The 24,057-nt window shown below is 61.1% G+C and carries 20 protein-coding genes and 2 pseudogenes; 15 read left to right on the forward strand and 7 right to left on the reverse strand.

The window, feature by feature from the left end; translation table 11 throughout:
* Positions 1 to 36: 36 nt before the first annotated feature.
* Positions 37 to 906: an alpha/beta fold hydrolase gene (locus tag NJ1_RS15545; RefSeq protein WP_084478266.1), complete on the reverse strand. Its 870-nt coding sequence runs from the start codon at positions 904 to 906 to the stop codon at positions 37 to 39.
* Between the two features lie 940 nt (positions 907 to 1,846).
* On the opposite strand from NJ1_RS15545, the gene NJ1_RS15550 reads away from it, so the two are divergent.
* Entirely contained in the window at positions 1,847 to 2,587 is a 741-nt protein-coding gene (locus tag NJ1_RS15550; RefSeq protein ID WP_067694082.1) for an SDR family NAD(P)-dependent oxidoreductase, read from the forward strand.
* A 169-nt stretch (positions 2,588 to 2,756) separates the two neighbouring features.
* Here NJ1_RS15550 and NJ1_RS15555 read toward each other — a convergent pair whose 3' ends face one another.
* Both NJ1_RS15555 and NJ1_RS15560 read right to left on the reverse strand, forming a co-directional pair.
* Positions 2,757 to 3,398, reverse strand: a complete 642-nt coding sequence (locus tag NJ1_RS15555; RefSeq protein ID WP_067694085.1) for a TetR/AcrR family transcriptional regulator — start codon at positions 3,396 to 3,398, stop codon at positions 2,757 to 2,759.
* 489 nt (positions 3,399 to 3,887) lie between these two features.
* Positions 3,888 to 4,553 (reverse strand): TetR/AcrR family transcriptional regulator, encoded by a 666-nt coding sequence (locus NJ1_RS15560; RefSeq protein WP_067694088.1) that lies wholly within the window; start codon positions 4,551 to 4,553, stop codon positions 3,888 to 3,890.
* Positions 4,554 to 5,285: 732 nt separating this feature from the next.
* On the opposite strand from NJ1_RS15560, the gene NJ1_RS15565 reads away from it, so the two are divergent.
* The 11 genes and pseudogenes from NJ1_RS15565 to NJ1_RS15595 all read left to right on the forward strand — a co-directional run bounded on the left by NJ1_RS15565 (position 5,286) and on the right by NJ1_RS15595 (position 15,017).
* Positions 5,286 to 6,104, forward strand: coding sequence for a hypothetical protein (locus tag NJ1_RS15565; RefSeq protein ID WP_157573982.1), 819 nt, complete (start codon positions 5,286 to 5,288; stop codon positions 6,102 to 6,104).
* A 291-nt stretch (positions 6,105 to 6,395) separates the two neighbouring features.
* A complete protein-coding gene (locus NJ1_RS15570) occupies positions 6,396 to 7,403 on the forward strand; it encodes a hypothetical protein (protein WP_157573983.1) in 1,008 nt (335 codons plus the stop codon).
* Positions 7,404 to 7,775: 372 nt separating this feature from the next.
* Complete coding sequence (locus tag NJ1_RS39035) at positions 7,776 to 8,546, forward strand: DUF1444 domain-containing protein (RefSeq protein ID WP_157573984.1); 771 nt, start codon at positions 7,776 to 7,778, stop codon at positions 8,544 to 8,546.
* Between the two features lie 181 nt (positions 8,547 to 8,727).
* Positions 8,728 to 8,898 (forward strand): annotated as a pseudogene (locus tag NJ1_RS40985) (Tn3 family transposase); the annotation flags it as partial.
* Positions 8,882 to 9,064 (forward strand): Tn3 family transposase, encoded by a 183-nt coding sequence (locus NJ1_RS40990; protein ID WP_369690859.1) that lies wholly within the window; start codon positions 8,882 to 8,884, stop codon positions 9,062 to 9,064. The pseudogene NJ1_RS40985 and the gene NJ1_RS40990, both read left to right, overlap by 17 nt.
* Positions 9,061 to 9,441 (forward strand): Tn3 family transposase, encoded by a 381-nt coding sequence (locus tag NJ1_RS40830; protein WP_281202132.1) that lies wholly within the window; start codon positions 9,061 to 9,063, stop codon positions 9,439 to 9,441. Before NJ1_RS40990 ends, NJ1_RS40830 begins: the two co-directional genes overlap by 4 nt.
* Positions 9,442 to 9,449: 8 nt before the next feature.
* Positions 9,450 to 9,602 carry a hypothetical protein gene (locus NJ1_RS39045; RefSeq protein WP_157573985.1) on the forward strand — a complete coding sequence of 51 codons (153 nt, stop codon included), beginning with the start codon at positions 9,450 to 9,452 and terminating at the stop codon, positions 9,600 to 9,602.
* A gap of 69 nt (positions 9,603 to 9,671) precedes the next feature.
* Entirely contained in the window at positions 9,672 to 11,879 is a 2,208-nt protein-coding gene (locus NJ1_RS15580) for a hypothetical protein (protein WP_067694099.1), read from the forward strand.
* Positions 11,880 to 12,011: 132 nt separating this feature from the next.
* A complete protein-coding gene (locus NJ1_RS40510; RefSeq protein ID WP_245717401.1) occupies positions 12,012 to 12,149 on the forward strand; it encodes a recombinase family protein in 138 nt (45 codons plus the stop codon).
* A 475-nt stretch (positions 12,150 to 12,624) separates the two neighbouring features.
* Positions 12,625 to 13,434 (forward strand): enoyl-CoA hydratase/isomerase family protein, encoded by an 810-nt coding sequence (locus tag NJ1_RS15590; protein WP_067694102.1) that lies wholly within the window; start codon positions 12,625 to 12,627, stop codon positions 13,432 to 13,434.
* 20 nt (positions 13,435 to 13,454) lie between these two features.
* Positions 13,455 to 15,017 (forward strand): AMP-binding protein, encoded by a 1,563-nt coding sequence (locus tag NJ1_RS15595; RefSeq protein ID WP_169813145.1) that lies wholly within the window; start codon positions 13,455 to 13,457, stop codon positions 15,015 to 15,017.
* Between the two features lie 46 nt (positions 15,018 to 15,063).
* Here the strand turns inward: NJ1_RS15595 and NJ1_RS40995 are convergent.
* From NJ1_RS40995 to NJ1_RS15610, 3 genes and pseudogenes are all read right to left on the reverse strand, one after another.
* Positions 15,064 to 15,399: pseudogene (locus NJ1_RS40995) on the reverse strand (hypothetical protein); the annotation flags it as partial.
* Positions 15,400 to 16,386: 987 nt separating this feature from the next.
* Entirely contained in the window at positions 16,387 to 17,214 is an 828-nt protein-coding gene (locus NJ1_RS15605; RefSeq protein ID WP_067694109.1) for an enoyl-CoA hydratase-related protein, read from the reverse strand.
* Positions 17,215 to 17,749: 535 nt separating this feature from the next.
* Positions 17,750 to 19,207 carry an amino acid permease gene (locus NJ1_RS15610; RefSeq protein WP_218025203.1) on the reverse strand — a complete coding sequence of 486 codons (1,458 nt, stop codon included), beginning with the start codon at positions 19,205 to 19,207 and terminating at the stop codon, positions 17,750 to 17,752.
* Positions 19,208 to 20,577: 1,370 nt separating this feature from the next.
* On the opposite strand from NJ1_RS15610, the gene NJ1_RS15615 reads away from it, so the two are divergent.
* On the forward strand, positions 20,578 to 20,865 hold the full coding sequence (locus tag NJ1_RS15615; RefSeq protein WP_245717402.1) for a hypothetical protein: 288 nt from the start codon (positions 20,578 to 20,580) through the stop codon (positions 20,863 to 20,865).
* Complete coding sequence (locus NJ1_RS15620) at positions 20,862 to 21,188, forward strand: hypothetical protein (protein ID WP_067694111.1); 327 nt, start codon at positions 20,862 to 20,864, stop codon at positions 21,186 to 21,188. The genes NJ1_RS15615 and NJ1_RS15620 overlap by 4 nt, the downstream gene beginning before the upstream one ends.
* A 927-nt stretch (positions 21,189 to 22,115) precedes the next feature.
* Here NJ1_RS15620 and NJ1_RS39055 read toward each other — a convergent pair.
* A complete protein-coding gene (locus NJ1_RS39055; protein ID WP_157573986.1) occupies positions 22,116 to 23,228 on the reverse strand; it encodes a calpain family cysteine peptidase in 1,113 nt (370 codons plus the stop codon).
* Positions 23,229 to 23,654: 426 nt separating this feature from the next.
* Here NJ1_RS39055 and NJ1_RS15630 point away from each other — a divergent pair, with 426 nt between their 5' ends.
* A complete protein-coding gene (locus NJ1_RS15630) occupies positions 23,655 to 23,996 on the forward strand; it encodes a histone-like nucleoid-structuring protein Lsr2 (RefSeq protein WP_067694117.1) in 342 nt (113 codons plus the stop codon).
* Positions 23,997 to 24,057: the final 61 nt, after the last annotated feature.

The following is a 24,057-nucleotide window of genomic DNA, read 5'->3' on the forward strand; positions in this document are numbered from 1 at the left end:
GACTGCCTTCAACAGCCGAGCACAACACGGTCAGGCTCAACTGCTCAGCGACTCCAGAATCTCCTCAGGACAATCCACGAACGCCAGATGACCTACACCCGGCACGATATGCAAATCGCTGCGACCCAGCCCGCCCGCAAGACGGCGCGCTTCGCACGGAGAGACGTTCGTATCGTCCGCACCGTGCCAGATCTGCACACACTGACGCACCTGAGAGAGCGAAAACCCCCAGTCCCAGGTAAACAGCAACCGCATATCGATCGTGAACCCAGCCGGACCGCGAGCGAACGCCTCCTGGATATTGGCGGTTAACTTGGTGTGCAACTCCATGTCGCCAGCCACCCGCACCCGATCCGGTGCCGCCATCCGCCCGACCAGGGCATCCACCCCCTCCTGCGACGCAGTCACCTTCCCCAACCGGGCGGCCATCGGCCCGAGCAGGAACGGCAACCTGCGCAGCATCACCAGCCCACGCCGCTTCTTACGCCCGACCGCGTCGAGGTCGTCGAGGCACTCATCCAGCGGGGCCGGCGAACTCACCACCGCAGCAGCGTTCACCCGATCACCCAACGCCACAGCACATCCCAGCGCGAACGGGCCACCACCCGAGACACCCAGGACCGCGAAATCCTCAAGTCCCAACGCGTCCATAGTCTCGGCGACGATCGGCGCCCAGTCCAACACTCTGCCCTTCGGCGAGAGAGCTCTCTGCCCAAGACCGGGCCGGTCGATCGCGATGATCCGCACACCAGCCGCGAGCGCCGCGTCCTTGAAGACCTCCGCTTCGCGCCACGCTCCGGGACTGCCGTGGAAATACACCACAGGCTTGCCATACGGGCTGCCGTACTCCGCGATCCGGACCGCACATCCAGGCAAATCGATAGAACGAGCCACCGACGATGTCATGTCGGCAGAGTAGACGCGTTACGCCTCTCACCCGTGTCATCATCGGACGGCACGTCGCGAAACTTCCTGAGATGCCGGAATTTTCGGCGCGGGACGACCCTGCACGGCACAATGCGTCACCCCGCAATCGACCAGGTTGGCCCGTTTGGAGCGATGACCCTGCACACGGCGGAACTCCCGGGCAAAGCCGTCACGGGTTCGACACCACAGCCCCTCGCGGTCGAGGAATTTCCCGATGGTTGTGGTCGAGGTATAGCACCTGATGAATGTGGAACGGAGATCGCTGGCGCGCAACAGTGCGATCACGGCGGGAAGAAACGCCGACAATGACCGATCGATTGATTACAGCGCTTAGGCAGCCCCGAGAACCCGCTCGCGCCAAACGATTCGACCATCTGAGTGATACGAGGTAAGAGCCCCGACATCGAGACACGATCATCTCCCGGCTGACCGAGTCGCTGCATCTCCACCAGGAGGGCCACCTGAGTACCACGAACTCGCGACGTCCTCCCCCCGTCTCCGACGCCACGCGGCGCAAACACTGACGCCGGCAACATCTTCCGCGGGTGAAGGAACCGTGCGCGAGATCCTGCCCGTGTACGAAGGCGCCATCGACGCACTCAGACCTACGCCGGGTCTGAGGCAACGAGCACACGCTGTCATCGACGCGAACGCCTTCGAGGCGCTTCAAGTTCTACTTCACAGCCGCTCCTCGCAACAGGACCGAGCACCACGGGGCGCTCTCGTACGTCAAATACCGAGGATCCCAGTGAACTCGCCTTGTGCATCTACCTGGTCACCCGCCGCGCACTCCCCGCCACAAACCAACCAGACCACCGATATTTAGACCAATGGGACGCTTATTCGACCGATCGGTTGATAAAATCAACACGGGGTCGGTAGCGTCATTCGGACAACCACCACACGAAAGGAGCTTCCCGTGGATCTCACACACAAGGTCGCAGTGGTTACAGGTGCAGCCTCCGGTATCGGACGTGCCATCGCGATCGGTCTCGCAGAAGCAGGCGCGAGGGTTGCTGCAGTCGATATCAACGGCGATGGCCTCATAGACACAGCGCCGATACTCGGCCCAGGCGCTACCACCCACAAGGTCGATCTATGCGACCAACAAGCGATCTCGGCCTTACGAGACGAGGTCATCACTGTGCACGGGCTACCTCATGTGATCGTCAACGCCGCAGGATTCGACCAGGTCGAACCGTTCATGCAGAACAGCGACGCGCTCTGGGAATCACTGGTCGCGGTGAACTTCCTCGGCCCGATCCGCCTCACCCGCGCGTTCCTCGAACCGATCCTCGCCCAGCATCACAGAGCCAAGATCGTCAACATTGCCAGCGACGCCGGCAGAGTCGGTTCGCTCGGTGAAACGGTCTACTCCGGCACCAAGGGCGGGCTCATTGCCTTTACCAAATCACTCGCTCGCGAGCTCGCTCCGCACCAGATCAACGTCAACTGCGTGTGTCCCGGCCCGACCGACACACCATTGTTCGCGACACTGCCACCTAAAGTCCGTTCTGGACTGATTCGAGCAATCCCGTTCCGCAGGCTCGGCACACCCGCCGAGGTCGCGGACGCCGTGCTGTTCTTCGCCTCGGACTATTCGGACTTCGTCACCGGTCAAGTACTCAGTGTCAGCGGAGGCCTGACGATGGTCGGCTGACCAGCTCCTACCTTGGAAGGGGAACCGACTTCGGACCGCCGCGGCCCGAGCTGTGCGAAGAACCGCTCCGAGATCGGCACACGAATCATTTCGCCGCGAGTACAAGTGCACACCACGTGCCCTTCGTCTCGCCGTACTCGTATTGTCTCACCGCCACAACACACCAGGCTCAGTTCGCTGTGCAACCGCGGGCGCCCATCATCAGAGAAGCGGTGTCAACTAACTGTTCACGCAAGGTCGCTTTCGACTCACGGTCCATTGACACGCGGATCCACAGCGATGACTGATTGAGTGCACCGTGCAGACACTGCAAGGCGACATCGGGGTAAGGGCAGTCGAACTCACCCGCATCGATACCCCCCTCTACCACACTCCGGAAGATTGCGTCGTGCCGACGTCGACTGTCCTTGATAGCCCCGCTCAAGGATTCGGGCCACGACTTCGGCCACGAAAACACAGCCGCCACCTCGGGAGCGGTTTCGGTCAAGATCCGCACCTGTTCTCGAATCAACGCGCGCAACTGTTCGAGATAACTGAGTCCGATCACCTCGTTCAATGCCGTTTCGAGCCGCATGACTACATCCATGGTCAGGCTCTCGAGAACAGCCCGAACCAACTCGTCCTTCCCGGAAAAGTAGTGGTACAGAGTCGCTTTAGCAATATCAGTGCGCTCCGCAACGTCTTCAAGGCTCATCCCCTGATACCCCTGCGCTGACAACAACTCTGTCGCCGTGCGTACGATTTCGGCCTTGCGCCGGTCTCGTCGACGCGCGACCCTGCTCGACGGCCTCGCCTCGGCAGATGCCTCCACAGCACGAGCGGAACTATCGGTCGCCGGTGACTCGGCCAAGGCTTACCACTTCCGTAAAGGCACCGCGCTCGGCAGCACCGACCATCACGAGTTCGAAACGAGTATAAAGAAGACGAATAACCGGCCAATCAGTCTCTATTTCGGCCAACTCCACCGAAGATCGACCTGACGGTTCATCGGCAGAAAGCAGCCACACAACGCCCAGGTGTGCGATGGCCCGACTTCGGGCAGCGTGATCGGCACCGTCTAACCACTCGAGCAGTCCCGTCCCGATACGGACAAAACAAGCCAGCTGCGGGTATCCAGACCAGCCTTGTAGCAGGTCGACTCTGCCCGTGATCACCGATCTGTTCCTCGCGCCGCCGATGCAACCGACGCGAGTCTCGCGTCACTTGCGGCACTCCGCGTCAGACCAGCTACGCAATATCACTGGGAACCAACTCACCTCGTCTCCGCCGACGAGCGTTCATAGACAGGTTTCTCCCGAAGCTACGTACCGTCGCCCAGAAGTGTCCCGGGGCTCTGGAGTTCGAGATCCCCACGACGAACCGCCCGCTGCTCCCGCGTCGCCCGCACAAGTCCCAACCCGGCGTCAGAGTAGCCCCAGCACAACTGTTCGAGTGCTAGACCACCATCCGGACGAAACCAATGCGACACCGACGTGCACATCGACAAAAGCCCGCTGGCGATCGTGTTGGGGTGCCCGACATCGAACACACCTTCGTCCACTCCCTGCTGAACCGCATTGCGCCACACCTGCTCGTAGGAATCACGCAGGCTCAGAACCCGTTCACGCCGCTTCCCCTCGAGAGCGCGGATCTCGGTATCACTGACCACCTTGGCCAGCCGATCCGAAGCGTGAGCCCACACATGCTGCTCTATCAGCGCGCTGAGCAGATACTCAGGTCGATCGTAGAGGTCAGTGAGCGCGATAGCAGCATCACGAAGTGGTTCGGTACTCGTCACCATGATGTCGACCAGAAGGTCATCTTTATTGCCGAAAAAGTGATACAGCGACGACAAGGTCGTGCCAGCGCTGGTGGCGATATCGCGGATACCCGTGCCGAAGAAGCCCTTGTCCGCGAATAGTTCCACCGCAGCATCACGAAGGCGCTGCTGCGTGGCCGCCGATTCCGCCGGGCGTGTGCGTGCCATCAAACCCTCATTCCCTGTACACCCAGCACTGGACGATAACTTCCACGATCGGGGACCAATGCCGCGAACCCGGACGCGTAGCCGCAACCCGGGGCGTCACCTCGGACTCGGCACCCACAACAACACACCGAGGCGAGGCTAGACACAGCCACCCTCATCCCGCCGGTCTTCACCACGCGCTCTCGACCTTTCCAGTCGCCGGCTGACACAACTCACACACCACTACCCCCCGAAAGCGGCAATCGAGTCAGATCTTTGACACAGGACGCCATCAGATCATCGCCAGTGGACCTTCGAACTTCAGCAGCTCAGCTCCTTCGTCGGTGCTCTCAGCAAGAACGATGACCACCCTTTCCGCTCGAACCGACACGTGCGGCCGCCGATGCCGTCGTATCGCGCGTGGCAACGGACCCCCGCCCCCCTCTGCTCATCATCACACCGCACACAAGCGACCGCTCCCGAGCACAGCAGCCCATCGGGCTGAACACCACGACACCATCATACTCTATCGATCGATCGCATCAATTGAGTTGCGGTAGTCGCCTAGCGCCGGAGCCGGAAGCAATTACGCCTCAAGGCGCAAAAACGAATCAGCGAACCCCACCGTGTTGCAGCGGACCGCGAATTCGTACAGCAACCGGGTCCTCGCTGTGCACGAACGGCACGACGCGGAACGACCGTCGCGACAACAATCCACGCTCACAAACCTCAGGCCCACAACGGTTCCCATCAGTGGGACTTTCCTACAAGCTCGATAACCACGACTGGTTCTACACTCGCCACATGGTTGGGCAGACAGACGAGACCAACACCTCCGGGCCGGGTCACCGGTCCTTTCGCCAACAACTGAGCGCTGTCCGGCACCGATACTCCACCAGCCCGCTGAGCCATACGACGATAACCCGACATCTCGGCTACTTCACCGCCGTACTCGGCTCGATTCTCACCTTCATATTGCTGTTCCAGCCGTGGGCCACCGCATCCAGCTCCAACGGAATGGCCAGCTCGAACGCCTTCGGACGCCTCAACAGCTCCACCAAATACCTGACGGTGCTGTCCCAACACCGCGCACCCGCTCCCAGTATCTCGGGAATCGGAGCGCTGCTGGCCAGCGTCACAATCCTCATCACATGCCTGTCGGCAGCGATCTACATTCGCATACGTATGGAAGCGATAGCCACTACCATCACCCTCGCCACCGTCGCGACTTCGATATTGGTGCTGATCACCCTGTTGTACCTCAACAGCAAAATACCGCAACTGCAGGCAATGACATCCCGAACCTACGACCTCGGAGGCATGATCGGCAGTCTGATGGCCTGGGCAGGAGGCAAGAGCAAACTACCCTTGCCCGGATTCAACGACCCCGCCGCTTTCTCCGGCGCCCACATGACCACCTCGGCACTGCTGGCCGGAGCAAGTTCCATCACCTCAGCAATCGCCGCAATAGTGCAATGGTCCTTCGACCACCCGCACGCCCGCCTCATTTTGCGGCGACGTTCGACGCCCACGGCCAGGTTCCACGCCACCATACAAAAACCAGAATCCTAGGCCCGCGCAGCCGCCCCAGTGCCTCCACGACATTTACGAGCAGAGCGCGTAACCAGCGCGGAGACACCGATACGAGCGAGTCCGCGCCCTGTCGGCCGCGACAGCACTCACCGTCGCCCCCTAGACCTGCCGCCGCAACGGTGCCACCGCCGCGAGAAAGCGACTACGGGAAGAGGCCTGGCCGAGTCGACCAGGCCGGGGAAACAACCACCACCGACGATCGCCGCCCGCAGCGACCAGCCTTTCCCGTTCAATGCTGTAAAAAGGTATGGAACACCCATGCATTCTCAGATGACCGTACGCGAGGTAGCAGACCGGATCGTCGAGCTCGGCCTTGTCGATACAGCAGCCGTATCAGCGCTGGATCCGCGGGATCTCGACTACGCCTTGGACGACTTCGGAGCCACAGAGTGTCTCGGGGTCCTGCTGCTACTCGACGATCTGAAGGTTCGATACAGCACAGACTACAAAACCTTCCGCCACGCGTGCGAGGACAACGCCTGGGCATACCGCACAGAACTGGCGCGGGTTGCCGCGTGCGGACGTGGGGCATTCACGTTCACCGAGGTTGAGTTGATCAACACAGCCGAAGGGAACCACCTGCTGCGATTCCGATGCAATGGACAATCACACAACTGGCCGATCATGCACGGACCGACCGAAAACACCGACGCCCAGACGATATTCTGTTGGGCTCTTGGCGAACTGATGCCACGGGACTCACCAGCCCGATGGTGCACAGTGACCCCGGCTGATCCATACGTGACCTCGGAAGCCTACTTCGGGGACCCGGCCACTCTCAACGAACTCGGCGGACCGTTCGATCTCCGATTCGAGCCAATCATGGCGAGCCCCAGCATCGCCTGTCACGAGCCCGATTCTGCTGAAACCGAGCACCTCCACAACTGGCTGCACACCCAGCAAGCACGGTTTCCTGACTGGATCGCAACCTACGGCCACCAGATCGCCTGGGATCACTCCCCCGAGTCGGTAGAAGCGTTGGGCGCCATCGTGTTACGCCGCATACCGACACTCGACGACGTGACCGATCCGGCGAATGCAGAATTCATCGACAGCGCAAGCTGGTACATCGGCGAAACATTGCGCTTGATCAAGGGCGGCCGATGGGCTTATCGCGACGGCGATCCAGAGAAGTTCCTCTATGACGGCCTTCCGTTCGTCGAGCAATACGGGGACAGTGCCCACCGAGTCGTTCCGCACCGCGCCCTACGCGTGCTGATCAAACGCGCCGATCCTCACTACCTTCGCCAACGATACGACGCTTTCGCCACGCAATAGAGGCCGTGGCTGCTGCGCGCGATGTGCCCCTCGGGCCGGGGCACCACCGCGCCGGCGAACGCCGCACCGGGAGAGACCACAGACCCGCCGGCCTCCGAGGCTATCGGGCAGGCACTCCACGCCCAACTGCGCCCCGTTCACCTGATCGCTGAGCGCCGTGCTCGTGAGACCGTAGCCGTCCCGCCGATCTATGAACAGGCTGCTAGACCCCGAAATTAGCGATCCGACCTCTACACGTGGAGACAGACTCGGCGCACATCTGTAGCAGATCGCTATTCCCAGTCTTGGGAATAGCGATCTGTGCTGCGCTGCAATGCTGGACTTCCGGTTCTGGCCACCGGCGGAGCCATCACCATCGCGGCAGGAGCCCGGATGCTGAACTCAGCAGACCGAACCGATAGAGACCAGTTCGCGTCGCGCATCGTTGAACAACTGCTCACTCGGGGAATGCGCAACCCCTCTTACAATCCGGCCAGTTTCCAGATCCGATACGACAGCAAGACTCTGGACCTCCACAACATCTTCCACGAGTTTCGCAAACTACACCCACGGGAATGGAACGAGTGGATCGAACACGTGGTCTCCACGATTCTTTCACCCCACCGCACACCACAGACATGGGAAGAAGCACGGACATTGCTGCGCCCGGTTCTGCGCCGCCGCTTGCAGCACACCCCGACAGCACTTCCACAACGAACCCCATACCCGCTCATCGACGAACTCGTAGCGATAGACCTACCCAACACAATAATGTTCCCCACCCGAACCCAACTGGAGAACTGGGGTGTCTCCACCGACGACGCATTCGACACCGCGCAACGAAACCTCTCCGCAGAGATTTCGTGGAAAGCGCTACCAGATAACACGATTACGCACATTGTGACCGAGGATCCAAGCTACCTCACCTCATGGCTCCTCGTACCCGGTTGGCTGGTAACGGTCTCCCACACATTCACTCATCCACCTGTCGCCTTCATCCCGGACGACAGCACACTGATCATCGCCCCCAACAACCGGATCATAGACGAGCCCTTCCTCCGGGCCATTAGGAATAAATACCGCACTGCCGCACGACCATTGTCTCCAACCGGCTACACCATCAACAGTTCTGGACGCGTGATTCAGATCAATCCGGTCTGCTAGCCCAAACCTCGTCACACACCAGAAGCCCTTGTATCGCGCACGCCATAAACGGGATCGGCCGACAGGGCCCCGGCCGTAGGGATGCTGGCAAGGATCGTGTCACCAGCCGCAAGCCGGTCTGAAAGACCGAGCGTAGTGCTGGTAAGACTCGTGTCATCTACCGCAATCGCATTTCGGGGCCTACGACCAGAACATATTCACCGAACACCACTCCCGCTATGGTCGCCGCAGTGCGCTGATCTACTGGAGCGTCGAGCGCAACGGATCGGTGGTCGTGCACTCCCAGCTGCTCAACTGCTCCGCCTCGGAAGTCCACGCGATGGTCGACGGGCACAATCCACCACGGGACTGAGATGGCCGTGGAATCCTCGTATGTCGATACACACGGCCAGTCCGACATCGGCTTCGGGATCACGAAATTGCTGGGATTCGACCTGCTGCCTCGGATCAAGCGGATCAATAAGGTGAAGCTGTACCGGCCGACGGTCGGGGGACTCCGGACCTGTGGCCCGACCTGAAACCAGCCATGACGCGGCCCATCAACTGGACGAAGATCGCTGAGCAGTATGACCAGATGGTGAAGTATGCGACCGCAATCCGCACCGGTACCGCATCGACCGAGGCGATCCTGCGCCGGTTCATGAAGGCCAACTCCGCGCACCCGACCTACCAAGCGGTGATCGAATTAGGACGTGCGCAAAAGACAGTGTTTCTGGCCCGCTACCTGCGATCGAGAGAGCTTCAGCGGGAGATCAACAGCGGCCTGAATGTGGTCGAAGCCTGGAACGACGCGAACCAGGTCATCTTGTATGGCAAGAACTCCGAGATCGCCTCGACGAACAGGAAATGTCGGTGTTGTGCCTGCGGATCTGCCAGGCCGCCCTGGTGTAGGTGAACGTACTGATGATTCAGGACATCCTCGACGACCCCGACAACCCGATCGAGCTGGGCGTCGAGGACGAACGCGGCCTGACGCGGCTGTTCTGGTCGCATGTACTCCCTTACGGCGAGGTCAAGGTCAACATGAACACTCGCTCGCACTCGGTACGTAGGTGACGCCCCAGGCTTGATCGAGTGACCGACTCGGTCGACTTCCCAGCCAGGGGTAGTGGCTAGTTTGTCGACATGGTTATAGATCCGCTGTGGGACGGCTTGGAATCAGTGCCATGGGCTGAGCTGCATCATGCCTACGGATCGGCTGAGGACGTGCCGGAGCAGTTGCTCCAACTCCAGTCCAGCACCGACGACGAAGCCGCGACAGCGTTGCACGAGCTGTTCGGGAGCATTTGGCATCAGGGCACGGTCTACTCCGCGACTGCGTACGCGGTACCGTTCCTGGCTCGATTGGCCGGCGCGGGTATCCAAACCTGCGGCGTCCTGGATCTCTTGGCAGCGATTGCCGCCAGCACCGATGAACGAGGAGTCGCCGAACCAGGCGCCGCTCGACACGCAGTCGCACAACAGTGGCCGCTGCTGCGCCCCTTCATGGACGACGCCGACGAGCAGACCCGACGTACCGCGCTCCACATCATGATCCGAACGCAACGCAGCGAACTGCTTCTCCCCTTGCTGCTCGAGCGGTGGGAGTTCGAGACCGAGCCATGGGTACGGACCGACATCCTCACTGCCGCACAAAAGCTCGACGACCTGCTGGCTCGTGACCTGGCGATCGCAGCGTTGGGACCGGCCGAAGCCCCGCAGACCCGCCTGCGCGCGGCCACAACCTGCATCGCGGCTGGCACGCCATGGGAGGGTGAGGTGTACGCAGCCGGAACTGCCTGGCTCGCCGATGACTTGGGGCACCACATCATTGGACAGCTGGACGACCACATCACCGACCTGGTAGACGCCCTCGTTCATCACTGTGACATTGCAACCGCCGCGGACCTGATCACCCTCGCGCTCACCAACTCGGGCCCTTCCGCTGAGTTGATCCGGCGCTGCGGCATGTCCGAGGCCGAGCGGCTTTCTGCCGAATTCCGCAGCGCCGCAAAGATATTCGTTCCTGTGCTGGCCACTGTGGCGACAAAAGGAGTGGTGGAGGAGTATGTCAGGCGCAGTGCAGTGAATCTGCTGTGCGCGTTCGGCCCCGAGTCCGCCCCGGGCTTGGCCGACAAACTGGCCACACTCGCTGGACTCCCCGAAAGCCCGGAGCTTGCCGATGCGGCGGTGGCGTGTCTGGTGCAGTGGCGAGATCCACGGGCCACCTTCTTGCTGGCCCAGGAGTTACCCACACGGCCGGAAGCCTTGTCGCAGATGGCCGAGGCATGCGCGTCGTTCGAGTTATCGGCGCCCTTGCTCGATGCGATCCGGAACCGACTCTCACAACTGGCCGAGCCCTCCTCCTCTTCCTCCTCCGACGGCCCCTTCTCCGGCATCTCTCGGCACAACGAGCTCATCGGGCTGTTCCGGATCCTGCGCACCTGGGCAGCACACGCACACATCGCCAGTCCTGAGGTAATCAACCTCCTCAACAGTGGATCGTTGAGCCGTATTCAAGCAGTGGCCGCACTCACCGCGCTCGCCGCGATGGGCATCGAACCGCAGTGGACCGTTGACATGCTCACGCAGTTTGCCACCCAAAAAACCGGCTTCAGCACCCTTGATGCGGCTACCGCATTGCACGAACTGACCGGACACACCGAGCCCTTGCTGACAGCCATCGAAAACGGCATCCAGAAAAGCCCTATCGCACGCATGGCGGCAGAGGCCAGCCTGTCACTGGCTCCCTCCGAACGGCTGGTGACCGCATTGACAAATAAGGTGGCTCCGCCACCGTCACCGGACGCCCCCGCACATGAACTCATCGAGCGTGTGCAGATCGCACGGTTATGGGTGCATCACGGCGGTGAACCGGCAGCGGTTCTCCCAGTCCTGACTCGGGTGTTGCACCGACCCCCTCGGACCGACCTCTGGACAGTGATCGACGCCGCAAACCTGGCCGCACGAATCGGTCCAGCGGCCGAAGAACTACTTCCCGCGCTGGCTTCACTGCTCGATTCCCCCCGACTCCGCCCAGCCGCAGTCCGCGCATTACTGAATATCGCCCCAGCCCAATACAACACCGAGATAGCCAGAGCCGAATTGATTGACATGATCGTGGCGGACCTACCGAAAACCGACTCCCTCTATCAGCAACAGCCCATCGAGCTGTTCGAAGAGCTGGGCCCCTCGGCCTTGACCCCTGATGTCGTGAATACGTTGCGGCAGCTCGCCGTACAAGACCGCAGGATGGTGAGGGCCCGTTCAGCCCCTGAATCGATTCAGAACGACGAGTCGTTCCGGCGGAGCATTCTCGCGATCATCGCTGACCAGACGCCGCCCAAGTCCTGATTCTCTTCACTGCCCCGAACCCCTGAAACTGTCATGAAGTGCAAGGTACGAACGGTGTTGCTGGCGTAGTGGTGGTGTTCCGTAGGCCGTCGGCCACCGGAACACAACGACGCGCAAACTCCGACCCTCGCCATGGTCGCCGAGTTCGAAGCCAGCCTGAACCACCTGCGCAGCCGCGAAGGCATGGCCAAGGCCCGCGCGAAGGGCCGACTCAAGGACAAACAGCCGAAACTGCCTCTGGCAGCACGTAAAACGTTCGACCGCCGCTAACACGACTCCGCCGACGCCGCGAGCCTTGCCGACCTCGCCGAGGAAGACAGCGTCGGCCGCTCTACCATCCACCGCATCATCAGCGGTGCCACGCCACGGACCTAATCCTCACTTGCGGCTGGTGACACGATCCTTACCGAGACCCCTGTAGCGATATGACATGGATTCGGTTCGAACAAGCCTTGGCGGCTTTGCCTCGTCCGATCATCCAGCCACCCAGGAATTCCTCGGGTGGCGACGGCATCTCCTCTGGCATGGATCCCCGCCAATCACGCTGAATCAACGTGCCCGGGCGGGATAGGAAGCCGTTAAAGACATCGCCACCGGGGTGTCTGCCGGTTGATCAGCGAAGTGCCGGGCCGCAAACCCGATCGCCGGCAAGCGGTCCCCGCGCTGACACCTCACTCCGTCCAGCATCCCGGCGAGGTGCGGCGACAGCAATTGCAGTAATTCGATCGTTCGATACAATAGCTTCATGCTTTCCGACACCGACATCGGGGCCGACACCGCCGGCCACGACCTCATCACCCTTGAGCACCGCGGACCGGTCTCGCTGGTGACCCTGAACCGCCCCGAAGTACGCAACGCCCTGTCCCAGCAGATGTTGCATGAACTGCTCCAAGCACTGACTGCGGCGAACGAACGGACGGACTCCCACGCCATCGTGCTGACCGGTGCCGGTCCAGCATTCTGCTCTGGTGACGACCTCGACGAAGCAGCACGAACCGATGCCAAAACCTTCGACCGAAGCATCGAATTACTGCAGCAAGCCACCAGACTGCTGCTCGATTCAAGCAAGCCCAGTGTCGCCGCCCTCAACGGCGCGGCCATCGGGGGCGGCCTTGAGTTGACTCTTGCCTGCGATCTACGAGTGGCCGCAGAACACACGACCATCGCGTGTCCCGAGGTTACCTGGGGACTGACCCACACCAATGGTGCATCAGTGCTACTACCTGCACTGATCGGACTCGGCCGAGCACAGGAAATGATGCTCACCGGTCGCAGCCACAACGCAACATGGGCCCTGACATCAGGTCTGATCAGCGAGGTACTACGTCAGGAACAACTCCTCGACCGCGCAATAGAACTCGCCAGCGAGCTGGCCGAGCGCGCAAACACCGTGAGATTGATTCGACAGTTGCTTCGTCAGACCAGCAGCGAGATGATCACCCGAGCACTCGAGCGAGAATCGCACACTGCAGCGCACGCCCGACGCTCCCACGCCGCAATAACAGGACTGCGCACGTTCGCCGACCGGCACGAACGGAAGGGACCACAGCAGTGATGCCTGCTCGAGCAACGACATTGGCGGACTACCTCGACACGCACGCCCGGACCCGCCCTGACCACACCGCCCTACACATCGAGAACGAGACACTCACCTATAGCCAACTGGCCCACCAGGTTCACTCGGTCGCATCCGGATTCACCGCCCACGGCATCGGACCGAACGAGACTGTAGCCCTCGTACTCCCCAATTGCATCGAGTTCGTTGTGGCATGGCTGGCATTGGGAAGAATCGGCGCTATAACAGCACCGGTCAACACCTCGTTGGGAACGGACGGGCTAGCGCACGCACTGCATCTCAGCGGCGCGACGAATGCGATCGTAGATGTCCGGTTCGCAGCAACCGTCAAGGCGGCACTACCCCGAGCCACCAACATAGACACCATCCTTCTTCGCGGCGATACCCCGGAACCAGACCTGAACACGGTCACCGTCAAAAAGTGGTCCGACCTCTACACACCTCCCACTCACGCTCGACAGAACCACGTCCACCCGGGTGACGCAAGCATTCTGCTGTTCACTTCCGGAAGCACGGGCCGCTCCAAGGCATGTGTACTACCTCATCGCTACGTCACACGCCAAGCCGAGATTTTCATCGAACAGCTCAAACTCTCACCAACCGACGTACTGTTCTGCCCATTTCCCCTGTTCCACGCCGATGCAGCAATCTTCACCGTCGCCCCAGCACTGATTCTGGGTGCAACCGCGGCACTGGTCGAACGATTCTCAGTACGCCGATTCTGGGACCAAATTCGCCACTACCACGCCACCGTGTTCGATTTCATGGGCGCCACACTGACGATGTTGCACAAACAACACCCCGCTCCGGATGACCTGGACAATCCTGCCCGCCTGGGATGGGGTGTACCGCTACCAGACTGGGCACAGAGCTTCGAGCGCAGGTTCGGCCTGGAACTGGTCGAGGTCTACGGGCTCAGCGACGCCGGCATCGTCCTGTACAACCGCCCCGGCGAACCTCGGCATCCGGGATCGTGTGGACACCCCATTGGCTCCTTCGACGTGCGAATACTCGATGAAGACGGGTTCGAAGCACCCACCGGGCAGACCGGGGAAATCTGCATTCGACCACGCGAACCACACATCATCATGACCGAATACCTCGGCATGCCCGACGCCACCGCGCAAGCATTCCGTGGTTGCTGGTTCCACACCGGCGATCGCGCCTACCAAGACGAGGACAGATACTTCTATTTCGTCGGACGCAACCAGGACGTGATCCGCCGTCGCGGTGAAAACATTTCTGCGCTAGATATCGAAGACACAATCAGTAAACATCCCGCAGTCCTCGAGGTCGCCGCATTCGGTGTGCCGAGCGAACTGACCGACGACGAGGTCATGGTCACCGTCGTCGTGCGCAGAGGCCACAGCCTCACCGCCCCCGAACTGCTGGAATACTGCGACCACCACCTACCCACACACATGGCGCCCCGATATATCGAATTCGACGACAACCTTCCCAAGACACCGACGGAAAAGGTCGAAAAACACGTTCTCCGAACACGCGGGCCTAGCGACACCACCTTCGACCGCGACACCAGAAAGCCCCGGACATCACGCTGACGAACAGCGCTGACTCACACATCATTCACTGCCACCGATAGTCCCTTTATCGCCACCGTGCCGCCTCGTGCACCCGGTGGCCCGTCATCGATGCGCTGACGATGAACCTCAAGTCACTGGACCTCGAGTTATTCCGCGGTGGCTTCCTGGCGACAAACAGCAGCAGCACTGAGGTTCCCCGCTGATCGGGAGAGCGGATAATCTGGTTCCAGACAGAACCTGTTGATGGTAACCAGCTTCGAACTCGTCGGATGATCGCCAGTCCAGCATCTTCTGGGTGCGCTGAGTTGTACCAGCCGTCGAGGTAAGCGAACGGGGCGTTCTCGGTCTCATCGCGAGTCCGCCAGGTCCGCCGGTAGACCAGTTCGGTCTCGAGCGTGGAGAAGAAGCTCTCCCATCAACCCATCGTCGTAACGTCACCGACAGAACCTATTGATTGCGCAGTATCGTCTACGAGCTCGATCGGGTGTCGGCTGTTCTGCTCGACGAACTGCATGATCACTGCCGGTCGAGCTGACCTGGAGGCGCAATACGCACTCGCAGAACGCAATACATCGTTGACCTGCTCGAGTTCGGCGACTCGATTCTTCAACGCGCGGTTCTCAGCGGCCATGTCGGTGCTCGGCCTGTCCGTCCGCTCACCGGCGTCGTCGGCCTCGGCCCGGCAGATCCGTGTTCGCAACGCCCTCGGCACGAGTGGCGATCGATGCGAGCGGGAGCTGAGGCAGGCAGCGAGGTCAGGTCTTGCCCACCTCGACCAGGACAGCACGGTGCCGGTGAGCATGTGCAATTTACCGCGGTGCCACGAAGCGAACTGTGAGGCGACGATTGTCTGCGCGGCGAGCACGACTGCTTCGGCGCCGCATCCTCCTTCCACATTGACGACCCGCGTCGGGCTCGGCTCACATACCGGTGCGGCAATGCCGCGGCTGTGCATGGAACCTGGTGGAGGTCGAAACATCGGGCGGGCCGACGCTGCGTATTGTGTAGCGGGCAATCGAGCGAGACCTGATAACCGAGGAGCGGGCAGGACTACGCACAAGAGCGACTTTGGGCCTGACCCAATTGTGCCGAACATATTCCGACAGCAGACTGCGCCTGGTGCGGGCCACCGACTACGGACGACCCGTGCGCAAAGATGACTCGATATCGGCGAGCCCGCTCGGTATCGCTGTGGCTCACGGGCTTCGCCGCACAACACAGGTCGAGGCAGCTCGCGACGGTCGAGGAGATCTCGATCAACCACAAGAGTCTGAGAGTTGGCTCGAGCCAGCATCCGAACAACAAACACGATCGACACCGGACGGGGTACCTACCGACACCAGCGGGCAGTGCGAACCCCCGCGGAGCTCATCTCGCACAGTTGGAGTCAGGCGAACCGGCTGAAGTCGGCTGCGCGCTTCTCGGTGAACGCGTGCACACCCTCGAGGCTCTCCTCGGTCTGATAGAACGCGTCCAAGCCGGCGAAAGCCAGGCTACCAATACCTCCGAGATGATCGGAATCGGCATTGAACGAACTCTTGAGGAAACGAATCGCCGTCGGAGACAGCAACGCGATGTCCTCGACCCACCGCCTGGCTTCGTCCATCAACTCATCGGCCGGCACAACAGCATTCACCAGCCCCCATTCCAATGCCTTCGTCGTGTCGTACTGACGGCACAGGAACCAAACCTCCCGTGCTCGCTTCTCCCCTATAGCTCGCGCCAAGAACCCTGTCCCGAAACCCGCATCGAAGGAACCCACTCGGGGGCCGGCCTGACCGAATCGGGCGCTTTCGCTGGCGATCGACAAATCACAGATCACATGCAGAACATGCCCTCCGCCGATAGCGACACCATTGACCGCCGCAATTACCGGCTTGGGGATATCACGTATCACCTTCTGCAGATGCTCGATCTCCCACAGGCCCGATTCACCTGTGCCGTAGTTGCCGCTGGCAGCCTTGAGCTTGATATCACCGCCACTGCAGAAGGCCTTGTCCCCAGCGCCGGTGAGGATGACCGCCCGCACTCGTTTGTCTGCCCAAGCCGCACGGAACGCACGGATCAGCTCCTCCACGGTCTTTCCCCGTAAGGCGTTGAGTCGCTCCGGGCGATTGATCGTCAGCACTCCCGCAGGGGCGTGCACTTCATAGGTGATGTCTTCGAACTCGCACGGAATGCGCGGATGTTCGTGACCAGCCGAAGATGTGCTCATGATGGCCTCCCATAACCGTGAACTGGGCCGGAGATTCCAGCAACTTCCGATTCCCCTCATCAGAACCGGAGCAATTTGCTGGAACCTCCTACCTCAGGGACGCTAGGACCAACCGCGCAAAAACTCAACCCTTCGGTCGAATTTTATCCGTATCAGTCAATTAGGCGTTGGATCGGTCGACCCAGAGGCGATAGTTCACCGTCGTGCGAGCCGAATTTCCCCGCGCAACATCGCAACCGGTCCCTCCTTGCACCGGCCGACTGCACCCGTTGACCCTCAAGCGGCCCAGCCGCCTCGACTGCCACCAGGAGAGCTGCGCACCCTGTCGCGATGCCAGCCGCGCAATAAACCAGTGCCGGACTGCCACGCCCAACACGAGGGGCACCAATGCTGGCGCTCGTCCGGAACTTAACAAACGTGGCACCTCGAACTACAAGTCGTGACGTGCCGCCGGAACTAAACCACTACTCGTCACACACTGCCCCGGCTGACAATTGAGCAAGCCAGGGATTCGTGCGTTCGAGGCCGAGGCAAACTATTCAGCCACGGGAGCCTCGACGCTACCCGCGGCCGGAAACACAGCACCCCGATCGACGACAGCCCTCGCGCGGGTGCCGCGCCAACGCCTCACGAGATGGACCGCCACGAACACGGCTGGGGCGATCAAACCCAACCCGAGTTGCTCCCGGGAATCGGGCAGGATCAGCATTGTGACGACGATTCCGACGAGCAACCCCACGGTGAGCCAACTCAGATAGGGATATCCCCACATCCGCACAGGCAGGGCCCCGCCCTCGCGCTCGATCATCTTCCTGAGTCGAATCTGCGACGCCGCGATCGCCGCGTAGATAAGCAATGCGACCCCACCTGCAGCGTTGAGCAAAAAAGTGAACACTGATTCGGGTGCGGCATAGGCGATCCCGACTGACACCCAGCCAGCCAAGGTCGCCAGCAGAATGGCCCGCACCGGTGTACCCCGTCGGGAGGTCGCGGCCAACACGCGCGGAGCTTCATGACGAGCAGCCAACGAGAACAACATGCGCGACGACACGTAGATCCCCGAGTTGAGCACCGACAGCACAGCAGTCAGCACAACCACCTGCATCGCCTGCGACGCGCCCGGCACACCTACACCGTCCAGCAACGTGACAAAGGGACTCTCACCTGTCGTGACCTGCGTGTACGGCACAAGCAGAACGATCAGCGTGACCGACCCCACATAGAAGATGATGACGCGCCACACCACGGTGACAGCTGCACGAGCGACCGCGCGGACCGGGTCGTTCGCCTCGGCGGCCGCAACCGTGACTATTTCGGCACCGAAGTACGAGAACACCACAACCACCAGCGCACTTAGCACCCCGCCGACACCAGCGGGCATGACACCATCGGCTGTCACCGCCACGGCGTGCATCCTCTGATCCGGCAACAGGTCGAAGACACCAGCAATGGCAATAGTCAGGAACGCAACGATCGCCGCGACTTTGATGGAGGCGAACCAGAATTCAGCCTCCCCGAAGCTGCGCACGGACAGCAGATTCACCGCCGTCATGGTCGCCATGATCGCCGCAGCGATGACCCACAAGGGCACACCCGGTAGAGCGCGTCCGATGATGGCAGCCCCAGCCGTTGCCTCGAACGCGACGACGACCACCCAGAAGTACCAATACGTCCAGCCGATGACGAACCCTGCTCCATTTCCAAGCGCCAGCCGCGCATAGTCGGCGAAAGACCCGGTCGACGGGAGCGCAGCAGCCATCTCCGCGAGCATCCTCATCACGAGAACCAGCACCACGCCGCCAACGGCGTAAGCCACCGGTGCCAGCGCACCCGCAGTGTGGATGACCGCGCCCGAACCCACGAACAGGCCGGCACCGATGATCCCGCCCAGGGCGATCATGGACAAGTGACGCGAGCGCAACGCTCGCCGCAAAGTTGGGCCCGGCCCGGGCTCGAAAACGGTCGGCATGGGATTCTCCTCGATCTCTTGCATGCGAGGGCGATCGCGGGGCGGGCGTTGCCACGCGGGAGGGCAGGCTGCGGGGCGGTCTCCGGTTCGCGCGTTTGAATAGTTCCCGCAAATCTAACTGATTCGATCGATCGATACAATACTTTCGAGTTCATACCTCTCGACACGCTCGATTCGCAGTGCGATCCCGGCTAGCACCCTGGCTACCGCATCGAACACGAGATTCGAAGAACCGCAACGACATCGACGATGCCGAAACACTCTCCGACCCGTCGCTGGCGCCTGCCAGTCACTTCTTCCTTACTGGCCAAAGGTTCAGATGCAGGTCAGCGTCCGTGGAACTGCGATTCGGAGATTGATAGGTCTCCAGCTCGGTCGGCAACAGCGCCAACAAATCCTTGCCTGGCCGACCACGCGCCAGACCCCCGGGGCTGCCCCGAGTGCGGGTGCGCACCGTCGGCGATGCGTCCAGCCGCTGCCAGCCGAGATGGGCAGTCGAGTCGTCGAAGTTTGGGGTTGAACCGTAACGGCATCAACGGCAATCCCGCACGGGTCGGAGCCGTCGGTCTGCGCTTTCACATGCTGATCAAAGGCCCAGACGGGTTCACACCGTATGTCGCCGCACCTACACCGAGTGCGCGCGCCTTCAGTTCTGGCCGCCGATAAGGTTCACTTATCGGCTGCCAGAACTCACCATAATGTTTCGTTTGTTTCGTGTGCCTACAACGTAACAAACGCAACGAATTATCACGGGGATCTGGGGACCGTAAAACCTGCGCCCATGAATGCCCCGCTTGGAGAGGCCATGACGTCGACAACCCGGGGACGACCCCTGCCCGACGCAACGTCACTGTGACGAACCACGGGAGTCCCACCGAGCATCCGTGCGAGTGTCTGGCATACGCGGCCGAGCTGCGACGATGTCACCTGAGGGACGTGCCTATAGTTCCCAGGAACGGAGCGGACGTTCAGCTCGCGCAAGAGACCGAGGTTGGGCTCAAGCGCCGCGCGAAGACACGGGCAGATCGGTTCATATGCCCTCACTGAGGGGCGAGACGATCGGTCCACTGTTTTTCCAGGCATGCCTGGCGGAGTTTGGTACATCTACCGACATCGGTATGCCTACCCGTCCCGCAAGCGCCCCTCAACGGATGTTCGCTCGAAGCGACAGGAGGGTGAGGCCAGCGCTGTCCTAACTCCAACTGTCTCGGAGAACTGTTCCGGATAGGGGCGCGAACTGGGGATACTGCCATCAGCGCGCCATCTGTCGGGGTGCGGCAATTGGGATTCGTCGACGCACCGAGGGGTGCTGGGAGTTGCGCCATGCCCCGGCATCTCCGAGTTGCCGCCCCTCCATCGAATTGCTGTAATACCGAGGTATTATCGTAGGTGTTGTGGAGTACGAGTGGGCACCGACAGCCAAGCAGTTCCTCCAGCGGTTCCAGGTCCAGGCCTGGGAGGTGATGGAAGTGTTGTTCTCGGCGCGCCGATGGCCACGGCCGGCCCGGACAGGCCAAAATCTGCCGGTCCTGACCGTATGGGGCCGCAGCGACGACGGGCGAGCGCTCATCGTCGTCCTGCGGCAACCGGACTCGCACTCCGCGCGCTGGCAGATCCTCATGGCCGTGCCCATGGGCGAACATCAGCAGACCGAGTACAACGCATGGGAGGCCAACCAATGAGCGATCCGCAGGACCAGGGCTACCCGAGCGCTCCCGAGGACGCCGCGGACTTCCTCAACGGCCTCGTCTTCGATGACACCGCGCCCACACCCGAACTCCCGCCGACCTCCGAGCAACTCGAAGCCGGCATGGTCACCACGTCCCTCAAGCTGCCGCCCGAACTGCGTAACCGCCTACGCGCGACCGCCGCCGAGCACTGCATTCCCATGGGCGCCCTGATCCGCCAGTTCTGCGAAATGGGTTTAGCTGCCCAACAGCCCGACCGGATGATCCCGTTGTCAGATGCCATCCGGGTGCTGTCGAGCCTGCGCGAAACCGCATGACGTCACACGGAACTCCGTCAGGGCTACCGCGCGCCGTGATCTCTGCCCACAGTTCCCTAGCCAGTGGTGAGACGGCGAGCCCGCGCAGGCGCAAGATCAGAACGTCTCCGGGGAATCTGCTGGAGATCAATCGGAATGGGGCGACCAACCACCTAACAGGTCGGTTCGCGATCGGGCTCTACGGCAGAAATGCGGCATAGTTGTCTTCAAACCCACCGCGATCGGGACCAATCCCAGCTTTGCACAAGCGAGTTCAGTGGCATGCACCATGACCTTGCGCCGGATCTCTCGACTTGATTCATGGCGTTCCTCCCACACAGCTATACCTGCGTCAGGTTCTGTATTACCTTTCCCCCAGAGGTGCTCTCTTTATCGGCGCAGCTCCATTTCCAAAGTGCCATCGCTGAGGTTCCGTTGGACTTCGACGAGGTCGCTGATCATGGATTCATGTCAGAACTGCACGCAGTCCGACCACGACCACTCTCGAAAAACGATTTGGCGTTCAAAGTTGAAGAGGGTGACTGGGCGGGCCCAGAAGGGCAGCTAGGCGCGTGAAGGAGCGCCCACGCACGTCACCCAGATCCTGACAGACTCCGTCGACTGTGCGGCAGCAGTACAAGCAACCACTTCCAGAGTGGTTCACCAGTTTGACCTGCTATTCCAGCTTGCGATGATCTCGAATGCAGAGTCCAGAAAGAGCCGCGTTCACGCCTGAGGTGCAGGAATCGATGCAGGTGTAAGGCGTGCCACGGCCCAGGCACTCAGCTTACCCGACCAAACCGTCGGAGAAACCGATCAGTTCGTATTGAACGGTGCGCATAACGATCCTGGCACCATCACCAAGACGAGGACGGCACAGCATTCGACAGGAGTCGGCGCATCAGAACACCACAACGAACAGGCCAGAATGGTCACCCAGGGGGGCCATTACGTCAACGTTGCGTATCGTTGCGTACACAATCGGACAAATGTCTCCAACTGCAATGGCGTAGGATGGACCACACCCCACGGATTGTGAAGCTGTATCCCGCTACGAGTAAGTCCGACGATCTGATACGCATGGTGCGGATAGATACCGCGAGGCGGGGTATTCAGTCTATGTAGCGCATCGGCTGTCACTACGATCGGCTTGTGGTTGTTCAACCGGTCGCGGAATTCTCGAAGAAGGGTCGATCCGTTCGTCGGCATTTGCCGGACTTCGGCAGGCTCACCGCTGAGTTGTGCAAGAAGGTTCGCATGATCCCATGCGGGTATGCCACAATCGAGTCGGTTGTAGCCGAGCGGGGGCGAGCTTGGCGAGGACGACAAATCCCCATCGTGCCGAACTGAATCGACCCATTCCTTCTTCGAAGACGCCCACTTCTTCCCCCAATCCCTGAGCTGCTCGTCGGTCCAGGCCTGGTCCTCGGCCGCGAGAGCCTTCTCAAGAAGGGAGGGCCACGCGCACGTGGGGCCACGCGCTCCGATCGGTTCGCGGCGTCGACCAGAACCAGCGTAAGGAACTTCGTCACTGATTCGAAAGATCGTCGTTCCACCGATGGGGTAAGCGACCGGATTTTCCTTCGTCGCGCGTTCGATCGAATGTAGCGTCACCTCGTAGATACCGTCGCCGCGCGAGACAATCGCGTTTTTGATGGCCTCGGGGCGATGCTCCGCGACCGCTCCAATGGTCGCGATAACACCACAGTCATGGATAATTCCTTGGTTCGCTTGGAATCTCGTAGGATACCCATCGAAGGCCGGAGCGTCGACAGGTCGAAAAGCTACCACAGGGATATGGGGGCCATAGTCGTTCGTGCACATCGGTCTTCGTACCTCGACGACACGGTCGAAATGTTTGGTCGGCGACATGTCCTGCGCGACATCATCGATCAATCGTTTGAGTTCTCGATCGACATCGTCGTATTCTCGCACCTTGCTCTGAAGCGCATGAGCAAGTTCTCGCGGGTACCTGACCAACATCTCGTCGCTGATGAGCGATATGTCCTGATTGAGCGTCGATCGAATGCGGCGCACCAACTCCACGAGTTCGCTGATCATCTCTGTGCACACATCGCAGCGAGCACCCGCGCCCTCCGGCAACCACAGAGACTCCTCAGCCGAGTGTGCGTGACCGAGTTGAGCCACGTGCTATCGATCGCCTCCAAGGACGACCGATGCGCGGATCGAGTCTCCGCAGCGTCTGCTCGATAGTCAGAACTCATTGCGAGTAGACATCCGTGCAACGGTAGAGTGTTCAGCGGCCTCGTGCAGACCCTCGTTCCGCCGCCAAGAAGGTCGCATCGGCCGTCCTAGGATCACTTCGCTCCCTATACCTTTCGTGCACCCCAAGAGCGCGGCTCTTGAACGCCCGGGGAGCGCTGCACTCGGCGGGTGTGACCAGCGCACAGTCATCCTTGTGAGCACTCTCTCGCTCGCGTCCGATAACATTCACCACGTCTGACATCGTCGATAGAAAGGCCGTTCATGGCACGCAAGGTCGTAGTGACGCTCATCGACGACTTCGATGAGAAGTCCGCTGCGGAGGAGACGGTCTCGTTCGCACTGGACGGCGCTGCCTACGAAATCGATCTATCCTCGCGTAACGCCAAGCAACTGCGTGAACTCTTCGCCGAGTGGAGCGTGCACGCGCGACGCACGGGACGCACAGCCCGTACCAAGAACACCAAGGCCCGCCCCGCCAGTGACCGCGACCGCGAACAGAGCTCCGCCATCCGAGAATGGGCACGTAACAACGGTTTCGATGTCTCGAGCCGTGGCCGCATCCAAGCCCATGTCGTCGCCGCCTACCACGTCGCCAACCCCTAGCTATAGGAGCCCTCGCCACAGCTGTCGTATTACAAGTACCTGCAATACGGCAGCACTCCCT

It is taken from the genome of Nocardia jejuensis NBRC 103114 (assembly GCF_001613145.1).
Classification (GTDB): Bacteria; Actinomycetota; Actinomycetes; order Mycobacteriales; family Mycobacteriaceae; genus Nocardia; species Nocardia jejuensis.

Excerpts from the sequence above, each read along its gene's own strand:
- NJ1_RS39035 (WP_157573984.1), top strand. The coding sequence starts at position 7,776 with ATGCTGAACTCAGCAGACCGAACCGATAGAGACCAGTTCGCGTCGCGC.
- NJ1_RS39055 (WP_157573986.1), bottom strand. The coding sequence starts at position 23,228 with ATGATCAGCGAACTCGTGGAGTTGGTGCGCCGCATTCGATCGACGCTC.
- NJ1_RS15630 (WP_067694117.1), top strand. The coding sequence starts at position 23,655 with ATGGCACGCAAGGTCGTAGTGACGCTCATCGACGACTTCGATGAGAAG.
- NJ1_RS15560 (WP_067694088.1), bottom strand. The coding sequence starts at position 4,553 with ATGGCACGCACACGCCCGGCGGAATCGGCGGCCACGCAGCAGCGCCTT.
- NJ1_RS15580 (WP_067694099.1), top strand. The coding sequence starts at position 9,672 with ATGGTTATAGATCCGCTGTGGGACGGCTTGGAATCAGTGCCATGGGCT.
- NJ1_RS39045 (WP_157573985.1), top strand. The coding sequence starts at position 9,450 with ATGATTCAGGACATCCTCGACGACCCCGACAACCCGATCGAGCTGGGC.
- NJ1_RS15545 (WP_084478266.1), bottom strand. The coding sequence starts at position 906 with ATGACATCGTCGGTGGCTCGTTCTATCGATTTGCCTGGATGTGCGGTC.
- NJ1_RS15605 (WP_067694109.1), bottom strand. The coding sequence starts at position 17,214 with ATGAGCACATCTTCGGCTGGTCACGAACATCCGCGCATTCCGTGCGAG.
- NJ1_RS15610 (WP_218025203.1), bottom strand. The coding sequence starts at position 19,207 with ATGCAAGAGATCGAGGAGAATCCCATGCCGACCGTTTTCGAGCCCGGG.
- NJ1_RS40510 (WP_245717401.1), top strand. The coding sequence starts at position 12,012 with ATGGTCGCCGAGTTCGAAGCCAGCCTGAACCACCTGCGCAGCCGCGAA.
- NJ1_RS15620 (WP_067694111.1), top strand. The coding sequence starts at position 20,862 with ATGAGCGATCCGCAGGACCAGGGCTACCCGAGCGCTCCCGAGGACGCC.
- NJ1_RS15590 (WP_067694102.1), top strand. The coding sequence starts at position 12,625 with ATGCTTTCCGACACCGACATCGGGGCCGACACCGCCGGCCACGACCTC.
- NJ1_RS15570 (WP_157573983.1), top strand. The coding sequence starts at position 6,396 with ATGACCGTACGCGAGGTAGCAGACCGGATCGTCGAGCTCGGCCTTGTC.